Annotated in this window: 23 protein-coding genes; 7 read left to right on the top strand and 16 right to left on the bottom strand. The window is 71.5% G+C overall.

Translation table 11 applies throughout. From position 1 onward, the window contains the following. Positions 1–83: 83 nt before the first annotated feature. Both Q0840_RS07585 and Q0840_RS07580 read left to right on the top strand, forming a co-directional pair. The gene (locus Q0840_RS07585; protein ID WP_298458228.1) at positions 84–1,121 is read left to right on the top strand and encodes an aldo/keto reductase; all 1,038 of its coding nucleotides are present in this window, start codon (positions 84–86) and stop codon (positions 1,119–1,121) included. A gap of 174 nt (positions 1,122–1,295) precedes the next feature. Next, positions 1,296–2,252, top strand: a complete 957-nt coding sequence (locus tag Q0840_RS07580; RefSeq protein WP_298458226.1) for a glycoside hydrolase family 88 protein — start codon at positions 1,296–1,298, stop codon at positions 2,250–2,252. A 336-nt stretch (positions 2,253–2,588) separates the two neighbouring features. Here the strand turns inward: Q0840_RS07580 and Q0840_RS07575 are convergent, their stop codons facing one another. From Q0840_RS07575 to Q0840_RS19055, 4 genes are all read right to left on the bottom strand, one after another. Further along, positions 2,589–2,927 carry a DUF4913 domain-containing protein gene (locus tag Q0840_RS07575; RefSeq protein ID WP_298458223.1) on the bottom strand — a complete coding sequence of 113 codons (339 nt, stop codon included), beginning with the start codon at positions 2,925–2,927 and terminating at the stop codon, positions 2,589–2,591. Between the two features lie 132 nt (positions 2,928–3,059). Further along, positions 3,060–3,695, bottom strand: coding sequence for a TraG/TraD/VirD4 family protein (locus Q0840_RS07570; protein WP_298458220.1), 636 nt, complete (start codon positions 3,693–3,695; stop codon positions 3,060–3,062). A 1,058-nt stretch (positions 3,696–4,753) separates the two neighbouring features. Then, positions 4,754–4,933, bottom strand: coding sequence for a hypothetical protein (locus tag Q0840_RS19060; protein WP_367183086.1), 180 nt, complete (start codon positions 4,931–4,933; stop codon positions 4,754–4,756). Between the two features lie 15 nt (positions 4,934–4,948). Further along, the gene (locus tag Q0840_RS19055; RefSeq protein ID WP_367183085.1) at positions 4,949–5,353 is read right to left on the bottom strand and encodes a hypothetical protein; all 405 of its coding nucleotides are present in this window, start codon (positions 5,351–5,353) and stop codon (positions 4,949–4,951) included. 464 nt (positions 5,354–5,817) lie between these two features. On the opposite strand from Q0840_RS19055, the gene Q0840_RS07560 reads away from it, so the two are divergent. The 4 genes from Q0840_RS07560 to Q0840_RS07545 all read left to right on the top strand — a co-directional run bounded on the left by Q0840_RS07560 (position 5,818) and on the right by Q0840_RS07545 (position 8,305). Next, entirely contained in the window at positions 5,818–6,186 is a 369-nt protein-coding gene (locus Q0840_RS07560; protein WP_298458218.1) for a hypothetical protein, read from the top strand. Between the two features lie 103 nt (positions 6,187–6,289). Beyond that, the gene (locus Q0840_RS07555) at positions 6,290–6,718 is read left to right on the top strand and encodes a hypothetical protein (protein WP_298458217.1); all 429 of its coding nucleotides are present in this window, start codon (positions 6,290–6,292) and stop codon (positions 6,716–6,718) included. Next, positions 6,711–8,060, top strand: a complete 1,350-nt coding sequence (locus tag Q0840_RS07550; RefSeq protein WP_298458214.1) for a hypothetical protein — start codon at positions 6,711–6,713, stop codon at positions 8,058–8,060. The genes Q0840_RS07555 and Q0840_RS07550 overlap by 8 nt, the downstream gene beginning before the upstream one ends. Then, positions 8,057–8,305, top strand: coding sequence for a hypothetical protein (locus Q0840_RS07545; protein WP_298458212.1), 249 nt, complete (start codon positions 8,057–8,059; stop codon positions 8,303–8,305). The genes Q0840_RS07550 and Q0840_RS07545 overlap by 4 nt, the downstream gene beginning before the upstream one ends. Before the next feature lie 436 nt (positions 8,306–8,741). Here Q0840_RS07545 and Q0840_RS07540 read toward each other — a convergent pair whose 3' ends face one another. From Q0840_RS07540 to Q0840_RS07495, 10 genes are all read right to left on the bottom strand, one after another. After that, positions 8,742–9,155 carry a DUF2249 domain-containing protein gene (locus tag Q0840_RS07540; RefSeq protein ID WP_298458210.1) on the bottom strand — a complete coding sequence of 138 codons (414 nt, stop codon included), beginning with the start codon at positions 9,153–9,155 and terminating at the stop codon, positions 8,742–8,744. 59 nt (positions 9,156–9,214) lie between these two features. After that, positions 9,215–11,920, bottom strand: a complete 2,706-nt coding sequence (locus Q0840_RS07535) for a multicopper oxidase domain-containing protein (RefSeq protein ID WP_298458206.1) — start codon at positions 11,918–11,920, stop codon at positions 9,215–9,217. Next, on the bottom strand, positions 11,917–13,044 hold the full coding sequence (locus Q0840_RS07530) for a hypothetical protein (RefSeq protein ID WP_298458203.1): 1,128 nt from the start codon (positions 13,042–13,044) through the stop codon (positions 11,917–11,919). The genes Q0840_RS07535 and Q0840_RS07530 overlap by 4 nt, the downstream gene beginning before the upstream one ends. A 58-nt stretch (positions 13,045–13,102) precedes the next feature. Then, positions 13,103–14,419, bottom strand: a complete 1,317-nt coding sequence (gene cobA, locus Q0840_RS07525; RefSeq protein WP_298458201.1) for a uroporphyrinogen-III C-methyltransferase — start codon at positions 14,417–14,419, stop codon at positions 13,103–13,105. After that, on the bottom strand, positions 14,416–14,751 hold the full coding sequence (nirD, locus tag Q0840_RS07520) for a nitrite reductase small subunit NirD (protein WP_298458198.1): 336 nt from the start codon (positions 14,749–14,751) through the stop codon (positions 14,416–14,418). Before nirD ends, cobA begins: the two co-directional genes overlap by 4 nt. Beyond that, positions 14,748–17,276 carry a nitrite reductase large subunit NirB gene (nirB, locus tag Q0840_RS07515; RefSeq protein WP_298458537.1) on the bottom strand — a complete coding sequence of 843 codons (2,529 nt, stop codon included), beginning with the start codon at positions 17,274–17,276 and terminating at the stop codon, positions 14,748–14,750. Before nirB ends, nirD begins: the two co-directional genes overlap by 4 nt. 199 nt (positions 17,277–17,475) lie before the next feature. After that, entirely contained in the window at positions 17,476–18,630 is a 1,155-nt protein-coding gene (locus tag Q0840_RS07510; RefSeq protein WP_298458196.1) for a cytochrome P450, read from the bottom strand. A 301-nt stretch (positions 18,631–18,931) separates the two neighbouring features. Beyond that, a complete protein-coding gene (gene moaA, locus Q0840_RS07505; protein WP_298458193.1) occupies positions 18,932–19,936 on the bottom strand; it encodes a GTP 3',8-cyclase MoaA in 1,005 nt (334 codons plus the stop codon). Between the two features lie 436 nt (positions 19,937–20,372). After that, positions 20,373–21,710, bottom strand: a complete 1,338-nt coding sequence (gene gdhA / locus Q0840_RS07500) for an NADP-specific glutamate dehydrogenase (protein WP_298458190.1) — start codon at positions 21,708–21,710, stop codon at positions 20,373–20,375. Between the two features lie 390 nt (positions 21,711–22,100). Beyond that, entirely contained in the window at positions 22,101–22,592 is a 492-nt protein-coding gene (locus tag Q0840_RS07495; protein ID WP_298458187.1) for a hemerythrin domain-containing protein, read from the bottom strand. A 188-nt stretch (positions 22,593–22,780) separates the two neighbouring features. On the opposite strand from Q0840_RS07495, the gene fdxA reads away from it, so the two are divergent. Beyond that, on the top strand, positions 22,781–23,134 hold the full coding sequence (gene fdxA / locus Q0840_RS07490) for a ferredoxin (protein WP_298458184.1): 354 nt from the start codon (positions 22,781–22,783) through the stop codon (positions 23,132–23,134). Between the two features lie 50 nt (positions 23,135–23,184). Here the strand turns inward: fdxA and Q0840_RS07485 are convergent, their stop codons facing one another. Beyond that, on the bottom strand, positions 23,185–23,814 hold the full coding sequence (locus Q0840_RS07485; RefSeq protein WP_298458181.1) for a metalloregulator ArsR/SmtB family transcription factor: 630 nt from the start codon (positions 23,812–23,814) through the stop codon (positions 23,185–23,187). A gap of 120 nt (positions 23,815–23,934) precedes the next feature. Beyond that, the gene (locus tag Q0840_RS07480; RefSeq protein ID WP_298458178.1) at positions 23,935–24,354 is read right to left on the bottom strand and encodes a hypothetical protein; all 420 of its coding nucleotides are present in this window, start codon (positions 24,352–24,354) and stop codon (positions 23,935–23,937) included. Positions 24,355–24,512 lie beyond the last annotated feature (158 nt).

The following is a 24,512-nucleotide window of genomic DNA, read 5'->3' as shown; positions in this document are numbered from 1 at the left end:
GCCGGCGCACGGCACCGCGTGCGTCCGGCGCGATGGCGGCTCCCGCCCCCGTGCCACGTGACCACCAGCTGAGAGGTTCGACCATGACGACGCCGTACCGCGCCGCCGACGATCGCTACACACATCTGCCGTATCGCCGGGCTGGCAAGAGCGGACTTGACCTGCCCGCCCTGTCGCTCGGCCTGTGGCACAACTTCGGCGACGGCAAACCGCTCGAGACCCAGCGTGCCGTAGTGCTGCGAGCCTTCGACCTCGGGGTCACACACTTCGACCTGGCGAACAACTACGGCCCACCGCCCGGCTCCGCCGAGGAGAACTTCGGTCACCTCCTGGCGCAGGACCTCGCGCCGTACCGCAGCGAGCTGGTCATCAGTTCGAAGGCCGGCTACGGGATGTGGCCGGGACCCTACGGCGACGGAGGGTCCCGCAAGTACCTCCTCAGCTCGCTCGACCAGTCGCTAAGACGGATGGGTCTGGACTACGTCGACATCTTCTACTCACACCGGCCGGACCCGTCCGTACCGCTCGAGGAGACGATGGGAGCGCTGCACACCGCAGTAGTCAGCGGGCGCGCCCTATACGTGGGCATCTCGAACTACAGCCCGGCGCAGACCCGCGAAGCAACTCGCATGCTGGAAAGCCTGGGCACGCCGCTGCTTATTCACCAGCCGTCGTACTCCATGTTCAACCGACACATCGAGCTGGCCCAGCCCAACCCCGCTGGCAGCGAGGAGAGCCTGCTCGACGTGGTCGCCGAGCTCAAAGTCGGCACCATTGTGTTCTCCCCGCTTGCCCAGGGACTGCTCACCGATCGGTACTTGACGGGCGATGTGCCCACAGGCTCGCGTGCGGCAGCGAACAGCTCCCTCGCACGCGAGCGCATCGACGCGGCCTACCTCACACGAGCACGCGCCCTGAACAACATCGCCGCAGCCCGCAATCAGTCCCTCGCCCAGCTCGCCCTTGCGTGGGTGCTACGGGACACGCGCGTGACGTCAGCGATCATCGGTGCAAGCAGCGTCGCCCAGCTCGAGGACAGTCTCGCCGCGCTTTCGACCCCACCGCTGTCACCGGACGAGCTCGCCGCCATCGAGATCCACGCGGTGGACGGCACGGCCTGACCGGAAGCCCTATACCCCCGACGCCGGAGCAGTTGGCCGACGCCCCGCCGCAAGTGCAGGAGGGCGGCCAGCAGGTGGGCACCACCCCATCACTCGTCACGAGCGAAGTGAAAGGTCTTGACCGTGAAACGACCGGTAACGACGGCTCCTACACCCGAACGTGGGCCTATCGCCTTGAGCGAGCTAGACGAGGACCAGCGTCGCGCCCTCACCGCCCTGCTCGCGATGCAGCGGCAGTCATGGGAGCAAGGAGTAGCCAGCCACGCCATGCTGGACCTCGGGCTGCACGAGGTGGCGGAGGTGATGGCGCACGACGCAGTCGTGCGTCAAACGCTCCTCGGACAGCTCGCCGAGATCGAAGGCGGCGGAATCGTCAACTCTGGAGCGGCAGGCGAGGTGGTCCTCTGGGCGTCGCGGCGCACGGCGGACGCGACGCTGGCGAAAGCGTTCGAACGCCAGGTGCGCTGGATCACCACGGAGGCGCCCCGCGCCGACGACGGCACCATCTTCCACATCACAGGGACGCGCGAGGTTTGGGTCGATTCGGTCTACATGGTGGTACCGCTTCTCGTCCTGGCCGGCAAGGTCGATGAGGCGCTTCGTCAGCTGATAGGCCACGCGGAGCGTCTCCAGGATGCCGGCTCTGGCCTTTACGCACATATGTGGGACGAAGACAGCGGGCGCTTGACCCGGGCGGCGCACTGGGGAACCGGCAACGGCTGGGTCGTAGCCGGGCTCGCCCGAGCGCTTCACCTGCTGGGCGACGGCAACGCGGACTTCGCTGCCTACGCCCAGCGACACGCACGCTCCGTGATCGACGCGTGCCTCGAACATCGTCGCCCCGACGGCCTCTTCCACGATGTCGTGGACGACTCATCGACGTTCATCGAAGCCAATGTGGCGCAGATGCTCGCCTACGCGACCCTGACAGGAGCTGCAGATGGTTGGCTACCGCCGCAGTACGCCGACATCGGACTGTCGCTCCTCGCGACCGCGCGATCCCAGATCGGCCCCGCGGGCTTCGTGGAAGGCGTGTGCGGCGCTCCGCGGTTTGACCGACAAGGCCGCTCGGCCGAGGCGCAGTCGTTCTTCCTCCTCGCAACCGCCGCTGCCCGGCGCGTTACCGCGTGAGCCATGGATCGAGCCGCACAGCTCCGCTGGGGGTGATTCAGCCCGCCGCAGCTGCGGCGTAGCGTCGCCGATGGCGACGGCGACGAAGCCGATCGGGAGAGAGGGGACGTTGCTGCTCGCTCTTGGCTACGGCCGAGCCGTCGTCTCGCTCGTCGGGTGCCGTCTGCTGCGTACACCTGGGGGCACACCGTGGAGTCGAGCACTGTGCCGTTCGCTCGGCAGGCGTCAGCGGCATGGCTGACCCTCCCCCGGCCGCGTGCGCAGCCGGGGGGCGCTAAGGCTGGCTGTCAACAGCCGCGCGTCGAACGGGTGACGCTTACGGCGGCGGAGAGCCGGTTACCCGCGGCTGGCCCACTGACGCTCGTCGGGGAACAGCCCCGGCGGGGGGTCGGCGTGCGGCAGGGGCTCGCCGCGGTCGGTCCTGAGCTCGGGGGCATCGACGAAAGGCCCGTCCTTGTCGAACAGCGCCGTCATCTGCGGGTCGGCGTGCTGCAGCCACCAGTTGCTCATCGCCGGGCCCGGCTCCTGGCGGGCGTGCTCCCGCGCCCGCCACAGGGCATCGAGGCGCATCAGCGCCTCGTCGTAGTTCCACCAGTCCGCCGCCCAGCGACGGTTGCGCGGGTCGAGGGTCCGCTTGTAGGCGTGACGCCAGTAGTCGGCCACGAACTGCACCACCGACCCTGTAGACCAGGGACGGTGGTGCAGCCCCGCCCGCGGGTACGGCTGCCGGCGTCGCGTCGACCTCGTCGCCGTATGCCTCGTCGACGTCGTAGCCGTCGCCGAAGTCGACCTCGCCGCGGTCGGACGTCACAGCGGTACCGCCGTGGTGTCGGCGTCGGGCTGGGCGGCGACCGCGGCCGACCGCTGCGCGTCGGCCAGGGTGGAGCCGGCCTGGGGGTCGTGGGATGCGATCGAGGCCTTGACCGCCTCGGCGTTCGGGCCGGTCATCCACGGCTGGGTGCGCACGAGCGTTGGGCGGGAACCCGATGCCAGCACCACGGCGCGGCCCTTGGGCATCGAGGCGAGGTCGGCGACCTCCAAGATCCGCTCGCGGTGCAGCTGCCGGGAGAAGGTGCGGTGGTCCTTGCCGGTCGACACCGACGAGGTGCGGCGGTCGTAGTCCCCGATCATCCGCGACAAGTCCTCGAGGAAACCGGTCTCGCTGACACCGCCGCCGTAGACCTTGACGTTGGACGCGGACCACAGCTTCTTCATCCCGGACTCGCCCCACACGTCGACGCCCTGGGACCAGGACTGCAGGAACGTCATCAGCACGATGCCGCGCGAGCCGTAGTGGGAGTACAGGTCGGGCAGGTCCCGCCAGCGGCACACGTTGGCGGCCTCGTCGAGCACCCCGAGCAGCGGCGTCGCCAGGCGCGCGCCCGGGGACTGCACGGCGAGGTCCTCGGCGGCCTCGGTGACCGCGACGGTCAGCGCGGTCACCAGCGGCCCGGCGCTGTCGGCTCCCTCGCGGGACAGGCTGTAGAGCGTGCCGCTGGAGCGGACGAAGGCGTGCGGGTCGAAGTGAGGGCGGGTGTCGATCGCCGCCCTGCGGGGTGACCCAGCGGGCGATGGAGCGGTTGGTGAGGAACGCGGCCATCGTCTCGGCGGACCCGAACACACCGGCGCGCTGCTCGTCGGGTGCGTTGACCTCGCCGGCGACCCGGTCGGAGAGCAGGTCGTACCCGTGCCGGTCGAGGATGCGGACCGCGGCGTCGTCGGTGGGCCGGGTCAGCCAGCGGTAGACGTCGGTGATCGGGCGCGAGTCGAGGGCCGCGGCGAGCAGCAGCGCGCCCAGCAGGCGCTCACCCTTGGAGTCGAAGAACGCATCGGTGCGTGCGCCGGCGGACCGGGTCGACGCGGCGAAGTGCGACGCCAGGCGCCCGGCCTTGACCTCGTCGGTGACGTAGGACAGCGGGTTCCACCACCAGGTCGGCTCCTGCGCGGCGATGCCCTGCGGGTCGAACGTCCACACCTGCCCGACCGCGGCGCGCGGGTCGCGGGTCGCGTGGAAGGCGTCGGGCTTGTTCGACGTCGTCTTGACCGCCCCCGGGAGCGGCCAGGATCGCCGGCTCGCGACGAGGCGCAACAGCATTGGCCGAGCGTAGGACGGCCGCGAGGGAGCATGCTCGTAGCCGATGAGCAGGCCGATGTCGTCGATCGGGACTCACTGTCCGTGTCTCGCATCCGCTCAACGGGGCCGATGTAGCGCCTGCCGCTCGCTGGTTTTCACGGTCCGCGTCGTCACGTGGCCGTTCCGGCTCCTTGCCCCGCGCCACTGGACGCACGCTGATAGCGCGACCAGGCACGCTGCGCCGGACGGCTCATCCGCTGCAGCGCGCGAAGCTTGAGGTGCGCGCTCATGATTCATGGCACCAATTGCCTGGACTCGACGCGGCGCCCGCGGGAGTCGACCTCGGAGGTGCGACTGCAGCGGTCCGGCTCACCGGTGATGCTCAGTCGCCGCTCTGAGGGAGCGACGCCTCGATGAGGGCGACGATCTAGGGGGCCAGCGGCTCCACGCCGGAGCGGAAGCGGTGCACGTCACCGGCCGGGGTCAGGAGGAACTTCCCGAAGTTCCACCGCACGTCGCCGGCCTCTCCGGCGGCGTCGGGCACCTGAGTCAGGGCGGCGAACAGCGGATGCCGCGCTGGGCCGTTGACAGCGACCTTGTCGAACATCGGGAGGGTGACCCCCTACGTCATCGAGCAGAACGTCTCGATCTCCTCGCGGCTGCCCGGCTCCTGCTCGAAGTCGTCGCTCGGGAAGCCGAGAACCGCGAAGCCGCGCGACCCGTACGTCCGCTGCAAGTCCTCGAGCTGGGCGTACTGCGGCGTCAGGCCGCACCGGGACGCGGCGTTGACGACCAGCGTCACGCGATCGCTGTAGTCCGACAGGGCGACTCGGTCGCCACGGATGGTCGTCAGCGGGGACTGCTGCAGGACCGGTTGACAGAGTGTCAACGAGCCCTGCAGCAGTCCCGCGTGGTGTCGGGGAGGCTGCTGCCGCAACAACGCCCGGAGCACGACAACAAGTCGGGCGGGCACACGGCACCGGGTGCCCGTACGGCGTTGCGCAGGACTCGCCCGGCACGCGGACATGCCGCCGAAGGTGCTCGTCGATGCCGTCTGCAGGCATCACCAGTAAGGGGCCGGGGCGAGCCGCTCATGTCCGATACGGGGGCGCGCCGGCAGCAGCGCCTCCGTGCCGCGCCAGCATGGAGCCGAGGTGCGACAAGGGCGGTTTCCATCAGTGCCAGAGGTGTCCCGGATCCTCTTGCCCATCCCGGCCTCATCGCCGACTCACGCGTGACCCGCGACGCCGACACGGACCACCTCCGCCGTCGGTCGGTGTTGCTGGGCGTTCTGCCCACCTGCTGATGGGTCGTCGTCGTCCACAGAGCCAGGTTCGGCGTGGCTCGTTGACGCCCATCGACGACGACCGTGGACCACGAGCCGCGGCGACCGCCGTGACGCTCGGCCGGTGAGGTGGAGGGGACGCGATGAGGACGACGGCGACAACGGTGGAGGTCCTACGGGCCTGGGCGGCCGGCTCATACCCGGACATGGCGGCGGTCGAGCTGCTGTCGCGGGCGTTCGGCGGACGCTTCGCCGCCGACGGTTACCCGTGGATTGTCCACGACGGCACGGACCGGGTCTGGTTGGGCGGGGCGGCGCTGCGGCAGGCGTCAGCCCTGTCTGCTGGGGAGCGGCGGGTCCTCAGTTTGGTCGCTGCGCTGGTCGATGCCCTGCCGGTCGACATCGTCGGCGTTGTCACCGGACTGGACCGAGAGCGCCTGGACCTGGTCTTGGCCGCGTTGGCTTACACCGGCGGCAGCCACATGGACACCGCCATCGACCTCGGCTCGGACCGCACCGTGCAGCTGTCCCGCTCAGGCCAGCTGCACCCGTGGCCGGACATACCTCGCCGGTGATGACGGCGTGCCACGTTGCAGCGACCGGCGCCTACCTGCTGATGCACACCATCACTGACGACACCCCGGCAGTGGATCGACCTGACCTGGAAGGTGAGCGGCGATGACCGTGACGTGGACTGCGCCGGCCAATGTGCTGACCGACCGCGCCGATCCGGGATGGGAGGGCATCTGGACGCTGACCCACGCCGCGGGTCGCGCCGCCCTGAACCTCGCCGACGCGCTACCGCTGATTGACGCCCTGGACGTCATCTACGCGGCCGCCGACCTGCGCGACGCGCAGGACCACCTCGAGCGGGCCGACCAGGGACTGCCCGCCCGGTGCGCGGCAGTCGATCTCGGCCCACTGGCCCCCGCCGACGGCACTCCACAAGCACGACTGATCATCGACCAGCTCACCACCGCGGCCCTCGCCCGGGTCGAGCGGATGACCGACACGGACATGTCGATCGACAAAGTCCTGACCCTCGGCGACGCCGCGTCCGCACTACGCCGCGCCAGGGACCGGGGCACTGGGCGCCGGCATGACTGACGTCACCTATCGGCGGCTGCTCGTCCAGACCGCCGCGCTGGTCGAAGAAGGATCCCGGTCGACGAACGTACGGCTGGACGACCGAGCCAGCGCGCTGTCCATGGTGACCGACAGGCACGCCGTCCTGTCCGCCCTCGAAGCTCACATCTGGGCACTCCTCACCCCGGGGCGAGCCGCCGGGATGCGATCCGCCCTGCACCCCGACCCCGTCGAAGCCGCCGCGCTCCACCTCGCTGAGGCAATCACGGCCACCATCGGCGCCGACCGTCCGCACCCTTCCCTGCTCGACGGCCCGCACAGCGCCTGGGGCCGGTCCGCCAAGACCCTGCGCGCAGCCACCGATCTCATCGCCGTCCATCACGACGCTGCCGGTTCCCCACGCACGCCGGTCGCCCACCTCCTGGAGTCCAACGCCGTGCGCGACGCCGGCCTCTCCCACGTCGCCGCCCTCGCACTCACCACCGCGTCGGTCGAGGACGCTCTGGCGCTACGCGTGGGTCAGACCGGTGTGCCGTGGCCAACCGTGCGCGCATGGCTTCCCGGCATGCAGGACGTCGCCCTTGCCGCGAGGGGCCTCGCCCAAGCGGCTGGGCCCGCAGATCCGTACGCGCTGCCACACCTCGGCCTTGTCGCTACCCGCGTGCGTACCGGCGACGTGCTGGTCGAGCTCACCGACCGCCTCCTACGGGTACGGCACCGCGCCTGGGAGCAGATGAACTCACCGGAGCGCTCCATCGCCACCCTGCGCGACCTCGCCACGATCGGCGTCGCCGTACACGCCCACGCCGCCGTCTTCCACGCCGGCCCTGACGGGCCTGCCGCACCGCTGATCGCCCGCGGGAAAAGCTGGCAGGAACTCAGCGCCAAGCTGGCAGGCATGGTCAGCCCTGTCCCACGCGACGACGTCGTCCACGACGACTTGACCGGTTTGGCCCGCCTCCTTCCCGCCGTCGCCCCGTTAGGCGAAGCCGGCCGCTCCCTCCAATCCGACAGCGACGCCCGGCGCACCGGCGCAGCGTTCGGGGGCGCCGTCGTACTGATGACCGAGGTCGCGGAGTACAACGCGCGCACCTTTGCCGCCATCAACCGCACAAGCACCGTCTACGTCCCCGCGCGCACCCTGACCGGTGACGAGATCACTGACCACCCCGCGCTCGTGCAAGCACGCCTGGACGGCAGGCTCGCTCCCGCATCGGCGCGTCAGCTCGACGAGGTCGGAAAGCTGTACCAGAGCGTCCGCAGTCACCCGAGCCCGAAGCCGACTCAGGGGCCGGTGCTCGGGCATGCCGCGGCGGACCGGATGGTCGGCGTCGAGCCCATCGGTCTTCAGGTGGACGCATGAGCCTCATCGACGAATCTGTGCGCGACATCAACCTGCCCGGCTGGGCCGAGCAGTCGATCTGGGGCTACAACCCACTCCTTGAGTGCTACTGGGCTGCCCTATGGCGCGACGAAGACCGCACAGACGCTCCCCTGATCGAGTTCAGCGTCTACCACCTCATCCCCACCATGGCCTTGCTGACCCGGCTCCTCGACGACGCACTCGACTTACCCGAGGCTGAAGTCGCCCGCGCGCTGACGACCTAAGCGGCCATCGGCACTACTCGCCCAGTTCGGGTGATCAACCCGGGGTGCTAGGGCGCGTCTCGCTAGTTGGCGGGAGTGTGACGACGAAGGTCGCGCTGGCACCGACGCCTGAACCGCCCTGGGTCTGATGGAGGTCGACGTCACGGTCAGCGGGCCACCCCTGACGGCGCACAGGTCCGCGTCTCGCGAACGAAGGCGGGCTCAAGGGGTTGAACCGCCCCGGGTTCAGTGGAAGCTCGTCTGCGACAGCGATTCAGTCATCCCCAGCCGCTCGCCGCCTCGGGCGTGGGTCGACCCCGCCGCGATGCACGGGGCGCCTTGCGCAGGAGCGGTGTCGCGCTCCACTCAGCCCCCGGCAGCGTAGCGGCCCCCCGGACATCAGCACGCGACCGCCGACGGCGTCCGGAGGTCCACGCCGCTGTCGGTGCGTCCGCCGTCAGCAGCAGGTGACCCGCGAGACCTGCACGCGCCACAGGTCCGGTCCGGACTGCAGGTAGGTCCAGCCCAGCTCGCCGACCTCCTGCGCCAGCAGACGCTCGCGGAGCGGCACCGGGTCGTGGTCGACGGCGAGCACGAAGGCCTCACCGGGGACGAGTGCGGCCACGGCCGCGAACACGGTCTCGTGGCGCTGCTCGCGGCTCATCGGGCGCAGGTCCAGGTCGACGAGGGCGAGGCCCCCCGAGGACGCGCGTGCTCCGGTGCCGATCACCACGACGTCCGGGCCACCGGCAGCGCCACCGCACCCGCAGCCGCCGCACCCGCACCCGCCGTCGGACGTGACCTGCACCGCGGCGCCGTCGGTCTGACGGCCGGCCTGGAACTGGGACTCGGACGGGGTCTGGATGGTCATGGCGATTCCTCTCGTTGGCGACGCAGGTGCGTCCGTGCGGCGGTGTGGTGTCGAGGCAGTCATGGGGAGGCGTCTCGGACCTCGACGAGACCGTGGGCGCCCCGCTCGGCGTCGACCATGAGATGGCTGACGAACGGGTAGGTGCCGGCCTCGGAGAAGGTGAGCTCGGCGAACCCGCCCTGTGCCGGGAGGAGGCCGAGCACCTGCGCGCCGCCCGTCCCGGTGCCGGCGGCTTCCGCACCACGGGCAGCAGTCGGGCCACCGAGCTGGTAGGCGCCCTCGAGGTAGACGGTGTCGAACTGCCCACCGACCACGTGGAATGCGCTGGGCCGGTTCGGGCCGGCGTCGAGCACCCACAACCGGACCCGCTCCCCGACCCGGGCGGTCAGCGGTGCGTGGTCGTACTGGCCGGGGTAGCCGTTGAACGCGACGGCGTCGGGCCGTTCGGCGGAGATCGCGTCCGCGTCGGCGATGCCGCCCTGCGGACCGAGGTACAGCTCGGACTGCACGAGCAGGTACTCCCGGTCCACCGCGGGCAGGTCGGGCGGGTCGATGACGACGGCACCGAACATCCCGTTCGCGATGTGCAGGGAGAGCGGCGCGGTGGAGCAGTGGTACATCCAGATGCCGGACCGGGTGGCGGTGAAGGTGTACGTGAGGGACTCACCGGGCTCGATGGTGCGCATCGGCTCGTCCGGGGCGAGTGCGCCCGCGTGGAAGTCGATGGAGTGCCCGATCGAGCCGTCGTTGACGAGCGTGATCTCGAACGTGTCGCCGACGGCCCCGCGCAGCGTCGGCCCCGGGGCGGTCCCGCCGTAGGTCCACAGCGTCTGCCGGACGCCGGGCGCGACCTCGCGCTGGACCTCCTGCACCGCGAGCGTCACCCGGTGGGTCGTTCCCGGCGACGCGGGCGCGAGCACGGGGTCGTACGGAGCCGATCCGGGCCCCGGCTCCCCACGCAGGTCGAGGTCTTCGCGCGCGGACGGGGCAGGTCGGGCCAGCGACCCCTCATCCGCGTGCGCCTGCCCGTGATGTGCGTCGTCGATCTCGTCGGCCGCCGGATCGCCGGCGGTGTCGGGCCGCTCGCCTCCCGCGCCGCCGTCGACGACGACCCGCAGCACCATGCCCATCTGCCGGTGTCCGGCCACCGAGCACCAGCCGTCCAGCGACCGGCCCACGGTCCCCACGTCCACGCGGGTGGTCGCGCCGGCGGCGAGGCGGCCGCTGCTCACGCCGGAGTCGAGCACCAGGTCGTGCACGGCGTCGTCGGTGTTGGTGACCACCAGGACGAGCCGGTCCCCGGCGTCGACGCGGACGGCGTCCGGGGTGAACCGCATGTCACCGGCCTCGACGGCGACCTCGACCACGCGACCCGTGGGGGCGACACCGTTGTCGGCGGAGCTGCCCCAGCCGGCGGCCGCCGGGTCGGCCGCCACCCCGACAGCGACGACGAGCGCGAGCGTCGCCGCCCCGACGACGCCGGGGCCGAGCCTGCGCCGTCGCGGGGGCACGAGCAGCTCGGCGGCGGCCACGGCCACCGGACCGGTGGGCGCGCCGGGCTGCGCGGCACGCCGCGCCGCCCGGCGGGACGCCACGGCCGCGCGCACGAGGAGCACCGGAGTGGCCGCGAGCGCGGCGAGGACGACCACCGAGACGCCCACGCGGACGAGGCTCGGCGCAGGAAGCACGAAGAGCAGCAACCCGCCGTTGGTCAGGACGACCCGGGCGGTCGCCCCGCGATCGACCAGCGCGATCGCTGTCCGGACCGCCGCCGGACCGCCTCCGAGCACCATCGGGCCCAGATGGCACAGTGCTCCGAGCAGCACCTGGGCGGCGAACCCGACCGCGAGCGGCGCGAGGACCGGGCCGAAGGACGCCTGCGCCGCCGGCCAGTCGACGGCCGATCCGATCCCCCATGCCCACGTGAGCACGGCACCGAGCAACCAGAGCATCGCGAACCCGACCGACCACGGCGCGAACGCGGCCGGTGGGCGGTGCCGGGCCTGCACGACGAGCGGTCGGACCGCCCACGCGATCCCGGCGGCGTACAGGAAGAGGCCCGTCGCGGTCACCGGACGCGCACCCGTCGCCGCGCCGATCAGCGCGGCGACCAGCGCACCACCCAGGAGGGCGAGTGCGTGCCGGGCGGCGCGCTGGGCGGCGGCGTCGACCTGGACCCGGAGCATCGTGGGCCACAGCGTGGCCAGGGTGCCGACGACCGTCAGGCCGACCCAGCCGAGCAGCATGACGACCACGTGCGCGACGTAGGCGCGGGCCGCTGCATCGCCGGCCAGATCCGGACGAGCCAGGACCGCGCCGAGAGCGGCGCCGACCGGCAGCGTCGCGGTGGCGGCGACGAAGTACCACGTCGTCCACCCGAGGCCGGTCGCGATCGGCTGCCGGTTCTGAGCGAGCAGCACCCCCAGATGCACTGCCGCGACGCCCGCGACAGCGGTGGCACCGGCAACGACGACCGGCCACATCCCGGTGACCAGCCCGGCGATCACGCCGACCGCGCCGATCGTGTGCCCCGCGAGCCGTACCGCCTGCCCTCGGTGCCCACCGGGCAGCGGCCGGCGCCGCAGTGCCTCGGCGAAGTGCGCGCTCCAGATCAGGATGGCCGTGCTGACCGCGCCCAGCAGCAGTGCGTGGACCATGAGCCACTGCGCCTGCGGCACCGCGCGGTGCGCCCCCGCGAGGACGGCCGCGACCAGGAGCCAACCGACCACGAGGCTGTTGGCGCGTACGTGCCAACGGGACCTCATGCGCCCCTCCCAGCCGACGCGCGGTCGGCCGTGCGCCGGTCCGGCGACCCGGAGGGTGCAGTTGACCGGGGGCCGCGTGCCGCGGATGTGGCGACCATGGCGACGAAGGTCAACAGCGCGACGATGTTGAGCGTCCCCCCGGTCTGCAGAGCCCATGACTGGCCGTACGCATCACCGACCAGCACCCGCAGCGCGAGCGATGCATGCAGCAGCCCGACCGCGAGCCCGAAGTGGGGTCGGTACGGCAGCGGCCGCCCGAGCACCGCGGGCAGGATCACCGGCGCGTGGGCCATGACCATCGAGAGCGTGAACCCGAGGAAGACGGCGTGGACGACGGCGTCGTAGGTGCCGCCCTCCGTGACCGGTCCCGCCAGCAGCCAGATCGCCCCCGCGACGGCGAGCCAGGCGTACCCGGCCAGCAGGCACCAGGCGATGTATCGCGGCAGGCCTGTGCTGCGGACGGTGCGTCGGGCGACGTCGTGCACTCCGAGCCAGCCGACGACGGCGAGCAGCGCCGCACCCAGGAGCGGCACCGCGGCATCGGGCCACAGGGACGTTCCCACGACGGCGGCGAACAGCACCACGCACGACGCGAAGGCGCGCGGCTCGGCACCGGGCGGCAGTGCGACGCGGGCGAGCTCGACGCGCTCGCCGACGATCGTCAGGATGAGGAACCCGGTGAACCAGGGCAGCACGGTAGCCACGGGTGCGCCGCCGAGCCACAGGACCGCCGAGCCGGCGGCAGCCACTGCGCCGAGCGCCTGGGTCGCGAGCGCGATGGACCCCGCGCGCCGCCACAGGGCGGCATACACCGCGAGCTGGACCGCGGTCCCGGCGACCATCAAGACCTGACCGACGGCGAGCGGCAGAGCGGGGACCAGGAGAGCGAGCCCGCCCACCCCGAGAGCCGCGGGTGCGGCGTACCCCCACAGGCGGCGGAGGGCCACTGCACGCTCCAGCGCGACCACCGTGGCGACGAAGCCGAGGACGAGCAGTGGCCCGTGCACCTGCGGGAGCCGCTCGGTGGTGACCGGCGCCGGCAGCCCGAGCAGGAGCAGTGCGGCGTCCAGACCCGCGAGGAGCGCCAGCCCTCCGGGGACCAGGAGGAGTCCACGCCGTTTCACGCCGCCACGCTACGAAGGTCTCGCGGCCGGAATCCCGGACCTTGGTCCTTGGGCTGCCTCAGCGGCGCACCGGTGACGTGACCCTTCCCACGTCGGGCCGGGAGCGGCGGGGTGGGACCGGCACGGCGCTGCCCGGGTGTCCGGGCTCGAGAAAGCCCTCCCGCGCGACGGCACCGATCACCACGACCGCCGGCGACCCGACGCCCGCGGTGGCGCAGCGCTCGGCGAGCTCTCCGAGCGGCGCGCGCACCACGCGCTGCCCGGGCAGCGTCGCCTGCGCGACGACGGCGGCGGGCTGCGCAGGGTCTGCCCCGTCGGCGACGGCCTGCGCGGTCAGCCGAGCCAAGCCGGCCATGCCCATGAGGATCACGACCGTCACGTCCGGCTCGCTCATCGCGGTGACGTCCAGCTGGCTGAGCGTGCCGTGGCCGTTGACGACGTGCACCCGTGCGCTCGTGCCCCGGTGCGTGACCGGGATGCCGGCGGCCTCCGCGGCGGCGACCGCGGAGGTGATCCCCGGGACGACCTGGACGTCGACGCCGGCCGCGCGGCACGCCATGACCTCCTCGCCGCCGCGCCCGAACAGGAACGGGTCGCCGCCCTTGAGCCGGACGACCCGCCGCCCCTCGCGTGCGTGGGCGACCAGCAGGTGGTTGATGCCGTCCTGCGACACCTGGTGCACGCCCGGGCTCTTGCCGACGTAGACGATCTCGACGCCGTCGGCGAGCTCGTCCAGCACGGCGGTCGGTCCGAGCCGGTCGGTGACCACGACGTCGGCCTGGGCGAGCAGCACGCGTGCCCGCACGGTCATGAGCTCGGGGTCGCCGGTGCCGCCCCCCACGAGGGCGACCGTTCCCGGCCGCAGCGTGGACGGACCGGCCGCCTCGCCGCCGGTCATCGGTCGGCGCGCGGCGAGGTCGTGCCGACCGCCGCGCAGGTCCGCCGCGATCCGGTCACGCAGCGCCACCGCACGGCGCGGGTCGGGTTCGTCGTCGGACACCACCCCGACGACGACGCCACCCACGCGCGCGATCGCGGGGGTGCGGGCGGAACCGGTGGCGGCGTCCGCCGCGACGACGCAGAAGGTCCGCTCGGTCTGCGCCCATGCGGCGACCTGGGCGTCGACCACGGGGTCGTCCGTGCAGGTGTGGACGAGCCAGGCGCCGTGGACGTCGTCGGCCACGACCTCGCGCGGGACGTGCGTGAGGCGTCCGGACGCCGCGAGGGTGCCGACCTCCGCCCCTGCCTCGGGTGCGACGACGGTCACCGCGGCCCCGGCCTCGAGCAGCGCGTGGCAGCGCCGGCCGGCGACCGGCCCGCCGCCCACCACGAGCACCGCGCGGCCGGCGAGGTCGACCCCGACCAGGGTCGTCACGGCGTGAGCACCCAGACGTCGTCGCCGTCCCGCTCGACCGGGTAGACGGTCAGCGCGATCGGCTCCTTGCCGGCCGGGTCCAGGCACTCCCCCGTGGTCAGGTCCCACACCTGCTTGTACATCGGGGACGCCAGCGCGGGCGTCTCGCCGACGCTGCCCACGATGCCGCGCGACAGCACGTTCGCGCCCGAGTACGGGTCGCGCTGCTGCACCGCGACCACGCGGTCGTCGGCGAGGCGGAAGACGGCCACCTGCTCGCCACCGACCAGCGCCGGGACACCGCGCTCGGGGTCGAGGTCGGCCAGGCGGCACACGTACGTGCGGGGGCTCACGACCGGACGTCCAGGGTGCGGGCGAACACAGGATTGGGGTGGCTCGGCTCCCCGGGCCGCGCGGGGCGGGCCTGGCCGCGCTCGGCGGTGTAGGCGAGGTCCGGGTCGTGCTCACCCGGGGCGTTGACGAAGGAGACGAACCGGCGCAGCTTCTGCGGGTCCTCCAGGGTCGTACGCCACTCGTCGGCGTAGCTGTCGACGTGCCGGGCGATCTCCGCGTCCAGCTCCGCGGCCAGGCCGAGGGAGTCCTCGAGGAGCACGCGGCGCAGCTCGGCCATGCCGCCGGTGTACTCCGCGACCCACGGCGCGGTGCGCTGCAGCCGGTCGGCGCTGCGGATGTAGTACGCCAGGAACCGGTCGATGACCTGCACCAGCGCGTCGTCGTCGAGGTCCTCGGCGAGCAGCTCGGCGTGCCTGGGCGTGAAGCCGCCGTTGCCGCCGACGTAGACGTTCCAGCCCCGCTCGGTCGCGATGACGCCGACGTCCTTGCCGCGAGCCTCGGCACACTCCCGGGCGCAGCCCGACACGCCGACCTTGAACTTGTGCGGCGAGCGCAGACCCCGGTACCGCATCTCCAGGCGAACGGCCATGCCGACCGAGTCCTGCACCCCGAACCGGCACCACGCCTGACCGACGCACGACTTGACCGCGCGCAGCGACTTGCCGTACGCCTGCCCGGACTCGAACCCGGCGTCCACCAGCCGCTGCCAGATCAGCGGCAGCTGGTCGATCCGGGCGCCGAACATGGCGATCCGCTGCGCGCCGGTGATGCGCGTGTAGAGGCCGAAGTCGCGCGCGACCTCGCCGAGCACGACGAGCTTCTCCGGGGTGATCTCCCCGCCGGGGATGCGCGGGATGACGGAGTACGTTCCGTCCTTCTGCAGGTTTGCCAGCGCGCGGTCGTTCGTGTCCTGCAGCGACGCCTGGTCGCCGGCGAGCACGTGCCCGACGCCGAGCTGGGACAGGATCCCGGCGACGACGGGCTTGCAGATGGCGCAGCCTCGGCCCCGACCGTGCTCGGTGACGATCTCGGTGAAGGTTCGCAGCCCCTGCGCCCTGACGAGCGCGTACAGCTCGGCACGAGGCATGGCGAAGTGCTCGCACATCGCGGTGGAGACCGTGACGCCGGTGCGCTCCAGCGTGGTGTTGACGATCTTCGTCAGCAGCGGCACGCAGGACCCGCACACCGTGCCGGCCTTGGTGCATGCCTTGACGTCCCCGACGCTCGTGCAGCCGTGCTCGGTGACTGCCGCCCGGACGGTGCCGGCCGAGACGTTCGCGCAGGAGCAGACCACGACGTCGTCGGGCAGGTCGGCGCTCGGGGCGGCGCCCCCGCCCTCGGGGACGAGGAAGGCGGACGGGTCCGCGCCCAGCGGCCGGCCGAGGAGCGGGCGCAGCGAGGAGTACAGGCTGATGTCGCCGACGAACACCCCGCCGAGCAGCGTGCTGGCGTCGTCGGACACGACGAGCTTGCGGTACGTGCGGGCGACCGGGTCGGCGAACGTGACCTCGAGCGCCCCCGGGCTCAAGCCGAAGACGTCGCCGAAGCTCGCGGCGTCCACCCCGACGCCCTTGAGCTTCGTGCCCTCGGGAGCCGCCGTGTACGTCTCGGTCCCGCCGAGCAGCTGGTCGACGACGACGTCCGCCATCGCGTTGCCCGGTGCCACGAGACCGGAGCACTCGCCGTTGACCGACGCGCACTCCCCGATCGCCCAGACCGCGCGGTCCGAGGTCCGGCAGGTGGGACCGACGACGACGCCGCCGCGCTCGCCGATCGCCAGTCCGGATTCGCGCGCGAGCCGGTCACGGGGGCGGATCCCGGTGGAGAAGATGACGACGTCTGCGGGCATCGCCGTGTCGTCCGACAGCTCCAGGGTCCCCACCGCACCGTCCGGGGCGGCGCCGAGCCGGGTCGCGGCGGTCGAGGTGCGCACGTCGATGCCCATGCCGGTGATGAGGACCCGCAGCGCCTCACCGCCACCGTCGTCGAGCTGGACGCTCATCAGCCGGTCGGCGAACTCGACGACCGCCGGGGCCACGCCGAGGGTCTGCAGGGCGGCGGCGGCCTCGAGGCCGAGCACACCGCCGCCGACGACGGCGCCCCGCAGGGGGCGGCCGAGGACTTCGGTGCGCTCGGCGACCCAGTCCCGCAACCCGACCACGTCCGCCGCGGTGCGGTAGGAGAACACGCCGCGCAGGCCGGTGCCCTCGGTGCGGGGCGTCCACGCCCAGGACCCGGTCGCCAGGACGAGGGTGTCGTACTCGGCCACCAGCCCCGAGCGGGTCGTCACGGTTCGGGCGCTGCGGTCGATCGTCTCCGCAGCGTCACCGGTGACCAACCGCACCCGGGGGTCCCTCCACGGGCCACCCTGCAGCGCGAGCTGGTCGATGCGCCTGCCGGCGAAGAACTCCGACAGGTGGACCCGGTCGTACGGCTCGTCCGGCTCGTCCCCGATGACGGTCATCGACCACGACTCGTGCTGCGAGCGCCGGCACATACCCTCGGCGAACCGGTGCGCGACCATCCCCGCACCGACCACAACCACGCGCCCCGGATCCTGTCCTGCTGCCACGTGCTGCTCCCCTGCCGTCGCGATGCCGACATCGAGTCTGCGGGCGGACCTCCGGCACGCGGTAGGCCCTTGGGCCTAGCCGGCCGCTCGATCCGTGCCCGCACCTGCACCTGCACCTGCACGCACCGCACCCGCCCCACTCCCGAGGGCGTCAACGAAGCTGCAGCGGTGCGGTCGCAAGGCCGCCGGCCGGCGGCAGCGCACGTCGCCGCGGACGACTGCTATCGGGCTCGATCGCCGTGGTGGCGTGCAGGACGGCCCGAGTCAATTCGCGTAGTTCGAGGGTGGCCAGTGGGCGGCCGGGGCACACGTGCTTGCCTATGCCCCACACGAGGTTGTACGGGGCATTGTGGTCCGGCTCGAACGCGTGCGGATCGGCGAACATCCGAGGGTCCCGGTTCGCTGACGTCCAGTTCAGGTGGACCCGGTCTCCGGCTGCGAGCCGCCGGCCGCCGACCGTGACCGGTTGTGTGGTGATGCGGCGGTTGGTGACAAACGGGTCGTCGATCCGGAGGATCTCGTCCAGGACGTGGTTCAGCTCGCGGTCGGGGACTCCCGAGCGCAGCCGGGTCTGCAGGGCTGGGTGGTCTGCCAGGTAGGTGAGCACCACCCCGGTGCACAGGGCGATCGATCCCAGGTCCCCGCCGGTCCAGTTGCGCAGGATCGAGACGATCTCCTCGTCAGTCAACGGCCGCCCGTCGACCCGTTCTTGCAGCAGCTGGGTGGTGACGTCTCCGGGAGCGCCTTCGCCGGCACGACGCCGCGCATCGACCAACGACCGGACGATGGCGTCGAACCGCCAGGCCACCTCGGTGGTTCGTCCACGATCACGCGAGCGAGTGGCCGCTTGGTTGTCCTGAACCCACCTGAGCAGCTCGTCCTCGAGTTCGATGGGCCAGCCCAGCCACGCGCTCTGCGCACGCACGGCGAAGCGCGAGCCGAGATCGACCGCGTCGACTGATCCGGGGACGTCCAACCGCGCGACCAGCTCACCCGCCACGAGCCGGACCACGGGCACGAGGGCCTCGATCCGGTCCGGGGTGAAGTAGCGGTCCACGACGGCGCGGAACGACGTGTGCGTCGGGCCGTCCATGCCGTTGGGCACCTGCTGGTGTTGCGAGACCGCGTTCGAGAACAGCCGATCGTCGAGCGCGGCGGCCGTGACGTCTGCATGAGTGAACAGAGTCCAGCCCCCATCCGGGCTGCGCGCGACGGGGCAGTGGGAGCGCATCTCGTCATAGGCCGCGCGGGCATCACGTCGAGCGGCCGGACCACGAGGGTTCCAGTCCGACGTCAGGGGGTCCACTTCTTGCTGGTGTGGTGCTCCTGCGGGCCCGGCACTGGAGTGGGCGTCCGTCGCTATGGGATCTGTCACGGGTCCATCCTGGTGCGGATGGGTTCGCCCGGAGAACTCATACGGGCCCGGTCCTGGTCAGCAGCAGCAGGTTCGGGCCCGTGCATCGCCGGGCTCATCTCACGGGTCACGCGTAGCCGCAGTGCTGCGGGGACGCCTGGCCGGGGTCACATCACGGTCAGGTGCGCCGGACATAGGTGACCGTAGGCGCCGCTTGACGACCTCTTGCCGCCCTGACGTTCGTCCGCGCCCCTCAGCCGCCGATGGCGCTCATCGGCCGGTCCGGCTGCAGGAACGTGGGATCGTCGATGTCGTGCCCGGCCTTCTTGCCGGCCAGGCATGCGCGGAACGCCGCGGCGAGCGCGGCGTCGTCGGCCCCCTGGCGCAGCAGGGTGCGCAGGTCCGTCTCGGTCTGGGAGAACAGGCACGAGCGCAGCTGGCCGTCGGCGGTGAGCCGGACCCGGTCGCACGCACCGCAGAACGGGGCGGTGACCGACGCGATGACACCCACCGTCGCGGGGCCGCCGTCGACGTACCAGAGCTCGGCCGGCGCCGAGCCGCGACCGGGCACCTCGGTCAGCGTGAAGGCCGTCCGCAGCGACGCGAGCACCTCGGCCTGCGTGACCATGGTCGTGCGCTCCCAGGTGTGCCCGGCGTCCAGCGGCATCTGCTCGATGAAGCGCATCTCGTAGCCGCCGTCGACGGCGTACCGGACCAGGTCGACCAGCTCGTCGTCGTTGACGCCGCGCATCGCGACCGCGTTGAGCTTGATCGGCGTGAAGCCGGCCGCCCTCGCCGCGGCGATCCCGGCGAGTGTGTCCACGAGCCGGTCCCGGCGGGTGAGGTTCTTGAACCGCTCCCGGTCGAGGGTGTCGATGCTGATGTTGACCCGGGCCAGCCCGGCGTCGCGCAGCGGCGCCGCGAGGGCGGGCAGGCGCAGGGCGTTCGTGGTGAGCGAGATCTCGGGTGGGCCGCCAGGCCCCTCGAGGGCGGCCATCCGGCGCACGACGTCGACGACGTCGGCGCGCAGCAGCGGCTCGCCGCCGGTGAGGCGGATCTCGGTGACGCCCAGACCGACCGCCACGCCGGCGATCCGGACGAGCTCGTCGGTGCTCAGCATGGTCGTGGCCGCAAGCCACGGCACGCCTTCCGCGGGCATGCAGTAGGTGCAGCGCAGCGAGCACCGGTCCGTCAGCGAGATGCGCAGGTCCCGGTGCACCCGCCCGAAGCGGTCGACGAGGCTCACACTCCCACCCATACGTGCCCCCCATCCCGCAGGACTTCGCGCTTCCACACCGCAGCACCGCCTCGGTCGTCCCGTTCACACACTCGTTCGCGCGAAACCCGTCACGTCGGTGCGGGCCGCCCGGACCAGCGCCACGCTACGCCTCCGTGCGAAGCGCCTAAGGAACATCGGGTATTCGCCTCACGCGGAAAAGGCGGCGGACGAACTTCGACGTCCACCACGCCATCGGCTGCGCGCTCGTCCGGGGCCGCGCTCGGTCATGAACGAGATTCTGTCGATGGGACAGGTCGGCGCACCCCTCCCGGGCGATCCAGGTGCCGGTCAAGGCACCGCGTGAGCCGACGACGCCGTCGGGCCGCTGCGGACCGGCCGTGAGCAGTGGGCACTCGAGGCGAGGATGGCGCGGGTCGCGTATGCCAGCGTCCTGAGGCCGCTCCCGACCCGCTGCTCAGACCACGCCGAACGCAAGCATGGCGTCGGCCACGCGCTGGAAGCCGGCGATGTTGGCGCCCAGTACGTAGTTGTCGGGTTCCCCATACTCCTCGGCGGTCTCCGCGCAGCTGTCGTGGATACGTCGCATGATCGCGGTGAGTCGCTCCTCCGTCTGGAGGAACGTCCACGAGTCGCGGGAAGCGTTCTGCTGCATCTCCAGCGCCGATGTCGCCACCCCACCGGCGTTGGCCGCCTTCCCCGGCGCGAACAGCACGTCAGCCTCTTGGAGCAGTGCGACCGCTTCAGGGGTCGTGGGCATGTTCGCGCCCTCGGCTACGGCGCGGACACCGTGCCGCAGCAGCGAGCGGGCATCGTCCAGGGTCAGCTCGTTCTGTGTCGCGCATGGCAGCGCGACGTCCATCGGGACGTCCCACACGGTGCCGTCTCGGACGAATCGCGCGGAGGGGCGCTCCGTGACGTAGTCGGTGACGCGTCCGCGGCGCACCTCCTTGACGTCCTTCAGCAGGTCCAGGTCCACGCCGGCTTCGTCGACGACGTACCCGGAGGAGTCCGAGAACGTCACGACCGTCGCCCCGAGCGAGGCTGCGAGCTCTGCGGCGTACAGGGCGACGTTGCCGCTGCCGGAGACCCCGACACGGAGTCCGTGCAGCTCCACTCCCCGCGTCATGAGCATCTGTTGCGTGAACAGCACGGTTCCGTACCCGGTCGCTTCCTTACGCACCAGCGACCCGCCCCACGTCAGGCCCTTGCCGGTGAGGACCCCGGACTCGTAGCGGTTGGTGATCCGCTTGTACTGCCCGAACAGGTATCCGATCTCGCGCGAGCCCACACCGATGTCACCGGCAGGGACGTCGGTGTGTTCACCGAGGTGCCGGTAGAGCTCTGTCATGAAGGACTGGCAGAAGCGCATCACCTCACCGTCGGATCGCCCTCGCGGGTCGAAGTCCGCACCGCCCTTCCCGCCACCGATGGGCATGCCGGTCAACGCGTTCTTGAAGATCTGCTCGAAGCCGAGGAACTTCACGATGCCGAGGTAGACCGACGGGTGGAAGCGCAGCCCGCCCTTGTAGGGCCCGAGCGCGGAGTTGTACTCGACTCGGAAGCCCCGGTTGATCTGGACCCGGCCGGCGTCGTCGACCCACGGCACCCGAAAAATGATTTGCCGCTCCGGCTCGCACAGCCGCTCCAGAACGGACGCGTCCGCGTACTGGGGATGCTTGCGCAGGACCGGGCCGAGGGAGTCGAACACCTCCCGGACCGCCTGGTGGAACTCCCCCTCACCGGGGTTGCGCTGCAGGACCTGCTCGAACACGGACTTGAGGGCACTGTCCACCGGTCGCTCCTCCTGGAAGCTCTGACGTGCACACGACAGCGGAACCTGCGCGTCGGCGCCAAGGACGGTGTCCGCGATCTGCTTCGGAACTGGGCTCAACAGCTGCCACGCTGATGCAGGTTGTCGATGCGTTCGCGCTGGTTCTCCACCGTTCAGATGAACGCCGATATGTGCCTTATGACAGATCGACCGTCTGTCACTGTCCTGTCTCGCCGACCTGGGGATCGACACTCGCTCTGTCGATCACCGAATGGCGGCCCTGCTGGGCGCCGCCACTTCCGAGCCGCGGGCGGGTGGCCAAGGCCGTCGGTGCGCTGAATCGCGTCGGTCCTGCATCGGCGGCGGGAACTAACGATGACCACGCGGCTACGTCGTGATCCGGGTCATGTCTCAGTGCTGGTCGGAGCCCTGCATCTCCGGCCGCCCGGCGATGAGAGTTGAAACGTCCACCCCGGCCGCGGTCAGCGTGGGAACGAGGACACCCTCCTCCTTCTCGATCCGCAGGACGAACAGCACCGTCAGGGCGCGGGCCGACAGGGCCGCGTCCAAGCCCGTGGTCGCCTGGTCGATGTGGTCCACCAGGCGGACCAGCGAGTAGTGGTCCAGCTCCAGTGCGTCGACCAGCGCGTGGGCGCCAGCTCCGCGTGCGGCGTTGTACAGCACCATCTCCTCGGTCTGCAGGTGGTGCAGAACTTCCCCGCGCAAGAACGCCACGAGCTCGCGGCGCAGCGGCTCGTAGTCCTCGCCCCCGGCGACCGCGTTCACCAGCGCGGCCTCGCGTCGAGAGAGCTCCGACCACAGCTCGGCGTGGTGGGCGTGCGTCGGTGCCGCGACCGGCAGCGCGCTCTGGGTGTCGGTTGAGCCGTTCGTCGTCTGGTTCATACGACTATTGACCGTCACAGTTGTGAAAAACACAAGGGCCCGTCGACCTCGCAGGACGAACTGGCTCGCGACCCGCGATCCCTGAGGCGGAGGCGTGGCGCGCGTCACACTGCCTCATGTTTGTCTGAGTGATACTCGGGTTAACCTGGCGATGTGCGCCGGTCTCCCCATGACGAAGGCAGGACTCCATGACCTACGTGATCGCTGCTCCGTGCATCGACGTGCTCGACAAGGCCTGCGTCGAGGAGTGCCCGGTGGACTGCATCTACCAGGGCGCTCGCTCCCTGTACATCCAGCCAGACGAGTGTGTGGACTGTGGGGCGTGTGAACCGGTCTGCCCGGTCGAGGCGATCTTCTACGAGGATGACCTGCCGAGTGAGTTCGCTCCGTTCCTGGTGGACAACGCCCGCTTCTTCGACGCACCCCTGCCCGGGGTCGGTACCGCGCTCGGCTCCCCGGGTGGCGCGGCGAAGACCGGCGAGGCCGGCGCAGACACCGAGCTGGTGGCTTCGCATCCCACTCAAGGCCCGCCGACGCCGTGACCACGTCTGCTCCCGCGCCCGGCGAGCACCGAACCGGAGGACGCCGGCGACTATGCGCGGGACGACCGGACACTGCGGGAGGTCAGGTGCGCCGCGCACCCAACCGGGCTGGCGAGGGACACTAGGCGTTCCACGTCGACCGGGGCCTGCAGGCGTTCCAAGACACCGCGCATCAGCCCCAGGTGCACCGAGCAGACGACGTCCTGGTGAGTCTGGGCGACTTCGAGGTACGGGCAGTGGCGCTGCCAGACGATGGTGTGCCCGTCATGGTCGTCGGTCGAGATCTTGGGCGCGAACCCGTCCTCGTCGAGAGTGCGGGCTAGCTCCTTGACCGCTGCGGTCGTGTCCGTCGGCGCGGTGCGGCCCGGGGTGCGGGACAGGCCCCAGGAGCGGCCCGCCTCCACTGCGGCGGCAGCCGGGTCGGTACTCGTGCGCGCCACCACCTGGGCCAGCACCTCGGCGAGCCGGGCGAAGTCGCGATGCGACCGGTGGGCGTCCGGAACAGGGGTGGCCAGGTAGGTCAGCGGAGGGCGTCCCGGCTCACCGCTGCGTCGGACCTGCCGGGTGATGAGGCCGTCGTCCGCGAGCCGCTCCAGGTGAAAACGGACCGTATTGGGATGCAGGCCGGTGTGCTCGGCGACGTGCTTCACTCCCCCGCCCGACTCCGCGGCGCGGAGCACGTCCAGGACGCGGCGGCGGGATTCGACGCGGACGTTCTCCGCACTTGCGGCACTCGGAGGCCTACTCACGCCGCCACGCTCCCATCGGGGTAGTGCATCTCTGTGCCCACAGTGAGGCCCTCAGCGGCGACGGGTGGTCAGCTCCTCGATGACGAGCCCGAGACCGCTGCCGAGCATGAAGATGTCACGAGCGATGCCCATCCCTGCAGGTGCGGGGCGGATCCCGCCCTCGCGGGTCATGCCCGGGGTCTTGAGGTAGACGCCCATCAACGCCGCCGAGAACCCGCTGACCCCGGCCGCTCCGACCCACGTAGGCACGCGCGGAACCAGCAGCGTCAAGCCGAGCACGATCTCGAAGGTGGACATGGCCTTGCCGAAGCGGACCGGATCGACGGTCTTCAGCACCGGGAAGGCGTTGGCCGCCTGGTCCCGGATGCCCGTCGCCCCCTCGACGTCCAACGAGCGCTTCGAGATCCCGGTGTTCAAGATGAAGGCCCCGCAGGCGAGGCGGGGCGGGATGTGGTGAAGCTTGACTGCCATGGCGGTCCTCCCGGTATGGAGGTCCAGGTCGGCACGCGACCAAGACGCTCAAGGCGAGTTTACCTGATCACTGTTCGGACAAATGTGCTTAGGTCGTCCGAGTACATCGGCCGAGGCTTCCTCCCGAGGTCAAGCCGTGCCTGCCCGTCGTCCAAGAG

Origin of the sequence: uncultured Cellulomonas sp., assembly GCF_947494015.1 — a bacterium.
Lineage (GTDB): Bacteria > Actinomycetota > Actinomycetes > Actinomycetales > Cellulomonadaceae > Pengzhenrongella.
Note: the sequence above shows the minus strand (reverse complement) of the source record. Positions and strands in the feature narration are given on the sequence as shown.

What these genes read in the sequence shown, in the direction of transcription:
- Q0840_RS07585 (WP_298458228.1), top strand. Translation starts at nt 84, where the DNA reads ATGACGACGCCGTACCGCGCCGCCGACGATCGCTACACACATCTGCCG.
- Q0840_RS19060 (WP_367183086.1), bottom strand. Translation starts at nt 4,933, where the DNA reads ATGTTCGACAAGGTCGCTGTCAACGGCCCAGCGCGGCATCCGCTGTTC.
- Q0840_RS19055 (WP_367183085.1), bottom strand. Translation starts at nt 5,353, where the DNA reads ATGTCCGCGTGCCGGGCGAGTCCTGCGCAACGCCGTACGGGCACCCGG.
- Q0840_RS07560 (WP_298458218.1), top strand. Translation starts at nt 5,818, where the DNA reads ATGGCGGCGGTCGAGCTGCTGTCGCGGGCGTTCGGCGGACGCTTCGCC.
- Q0840_RS07555 (WP_298458217.1), top strand. Translation starts at nt 6,290, where the DNA reads ATGACCGTGACGTGGACTGCGCCGGCCAATGTGCTGACCGACCGCGCC.
- Q0840_RS07550 (WP_298458214.1), top strand. Translation starts at nt 6,711, where the DNA reads ATGACTGACGTCACCTATCGGCGGCTGCTCGTCCAGACCGCCGCGCTG.
- Q0840_RS07545 (WP_298458212.1), top strand. Translation starts at nt 8,057, where the DNA reads ATGAGCCTCATCGACGAATCTGTGCGCGACATCAACCTGCCCGGCTGG.
- Q0840_RS07540 (WP_298458210.1), bottom strand. Translation starts at nt 9,155, where the DNA reads ATGACCATCCAGACCCCGTCCGAGTCCCAGTTCCAGGCCGGCCGTCAG.
- Q0840_RS07535 (WP_298458206.1), bottom strand. Translation starts at nt 11,920, where the DNA reads ATGAGGTCCCGTTGGCACGTACGCGCCAACAGCCTCGTGGTCGGTTGG.
- nirB (WP_298458537.1), bottom strand. Translation starts at nt 17,276, where the DNA reads ATGGTCGCGCACCGGTTCGCCGAGGGTATGTGCCGGCGCTCGCAGCAC.
- moaA (WP_298458193.1), bottom strand. Translation starts at nt 19,936, where the DNA reads ATGGGTGGGAGTGTGAGCCTCGTCGACCGCTTCGGGCGGGTGCACCGG.
- Q0840_RS07495 (WP_298458187.1), bottom strand. Translation starts at nt 22,592, where the DNA reads ATGAACCAGACGACGAACGGCTCAACCGACACCCAGAGCGCGCTGCCG.
- fdxA (WP_298458184.1), top strand. Translation starts at nt 22,781, where the DNA reads ATGACCTACGTGATCGCTGCTCCGTGCATCGACGTGCTCGACAAGGCC.
- Q0840_RS07480 (WP_298458178.1), bottom strand. Translation starts at nt 24,354, where the DNA reads ATGGCAGTCAAGCTTCACCACATCCCGCCCCGCCTCGCCTGCGGGGCC.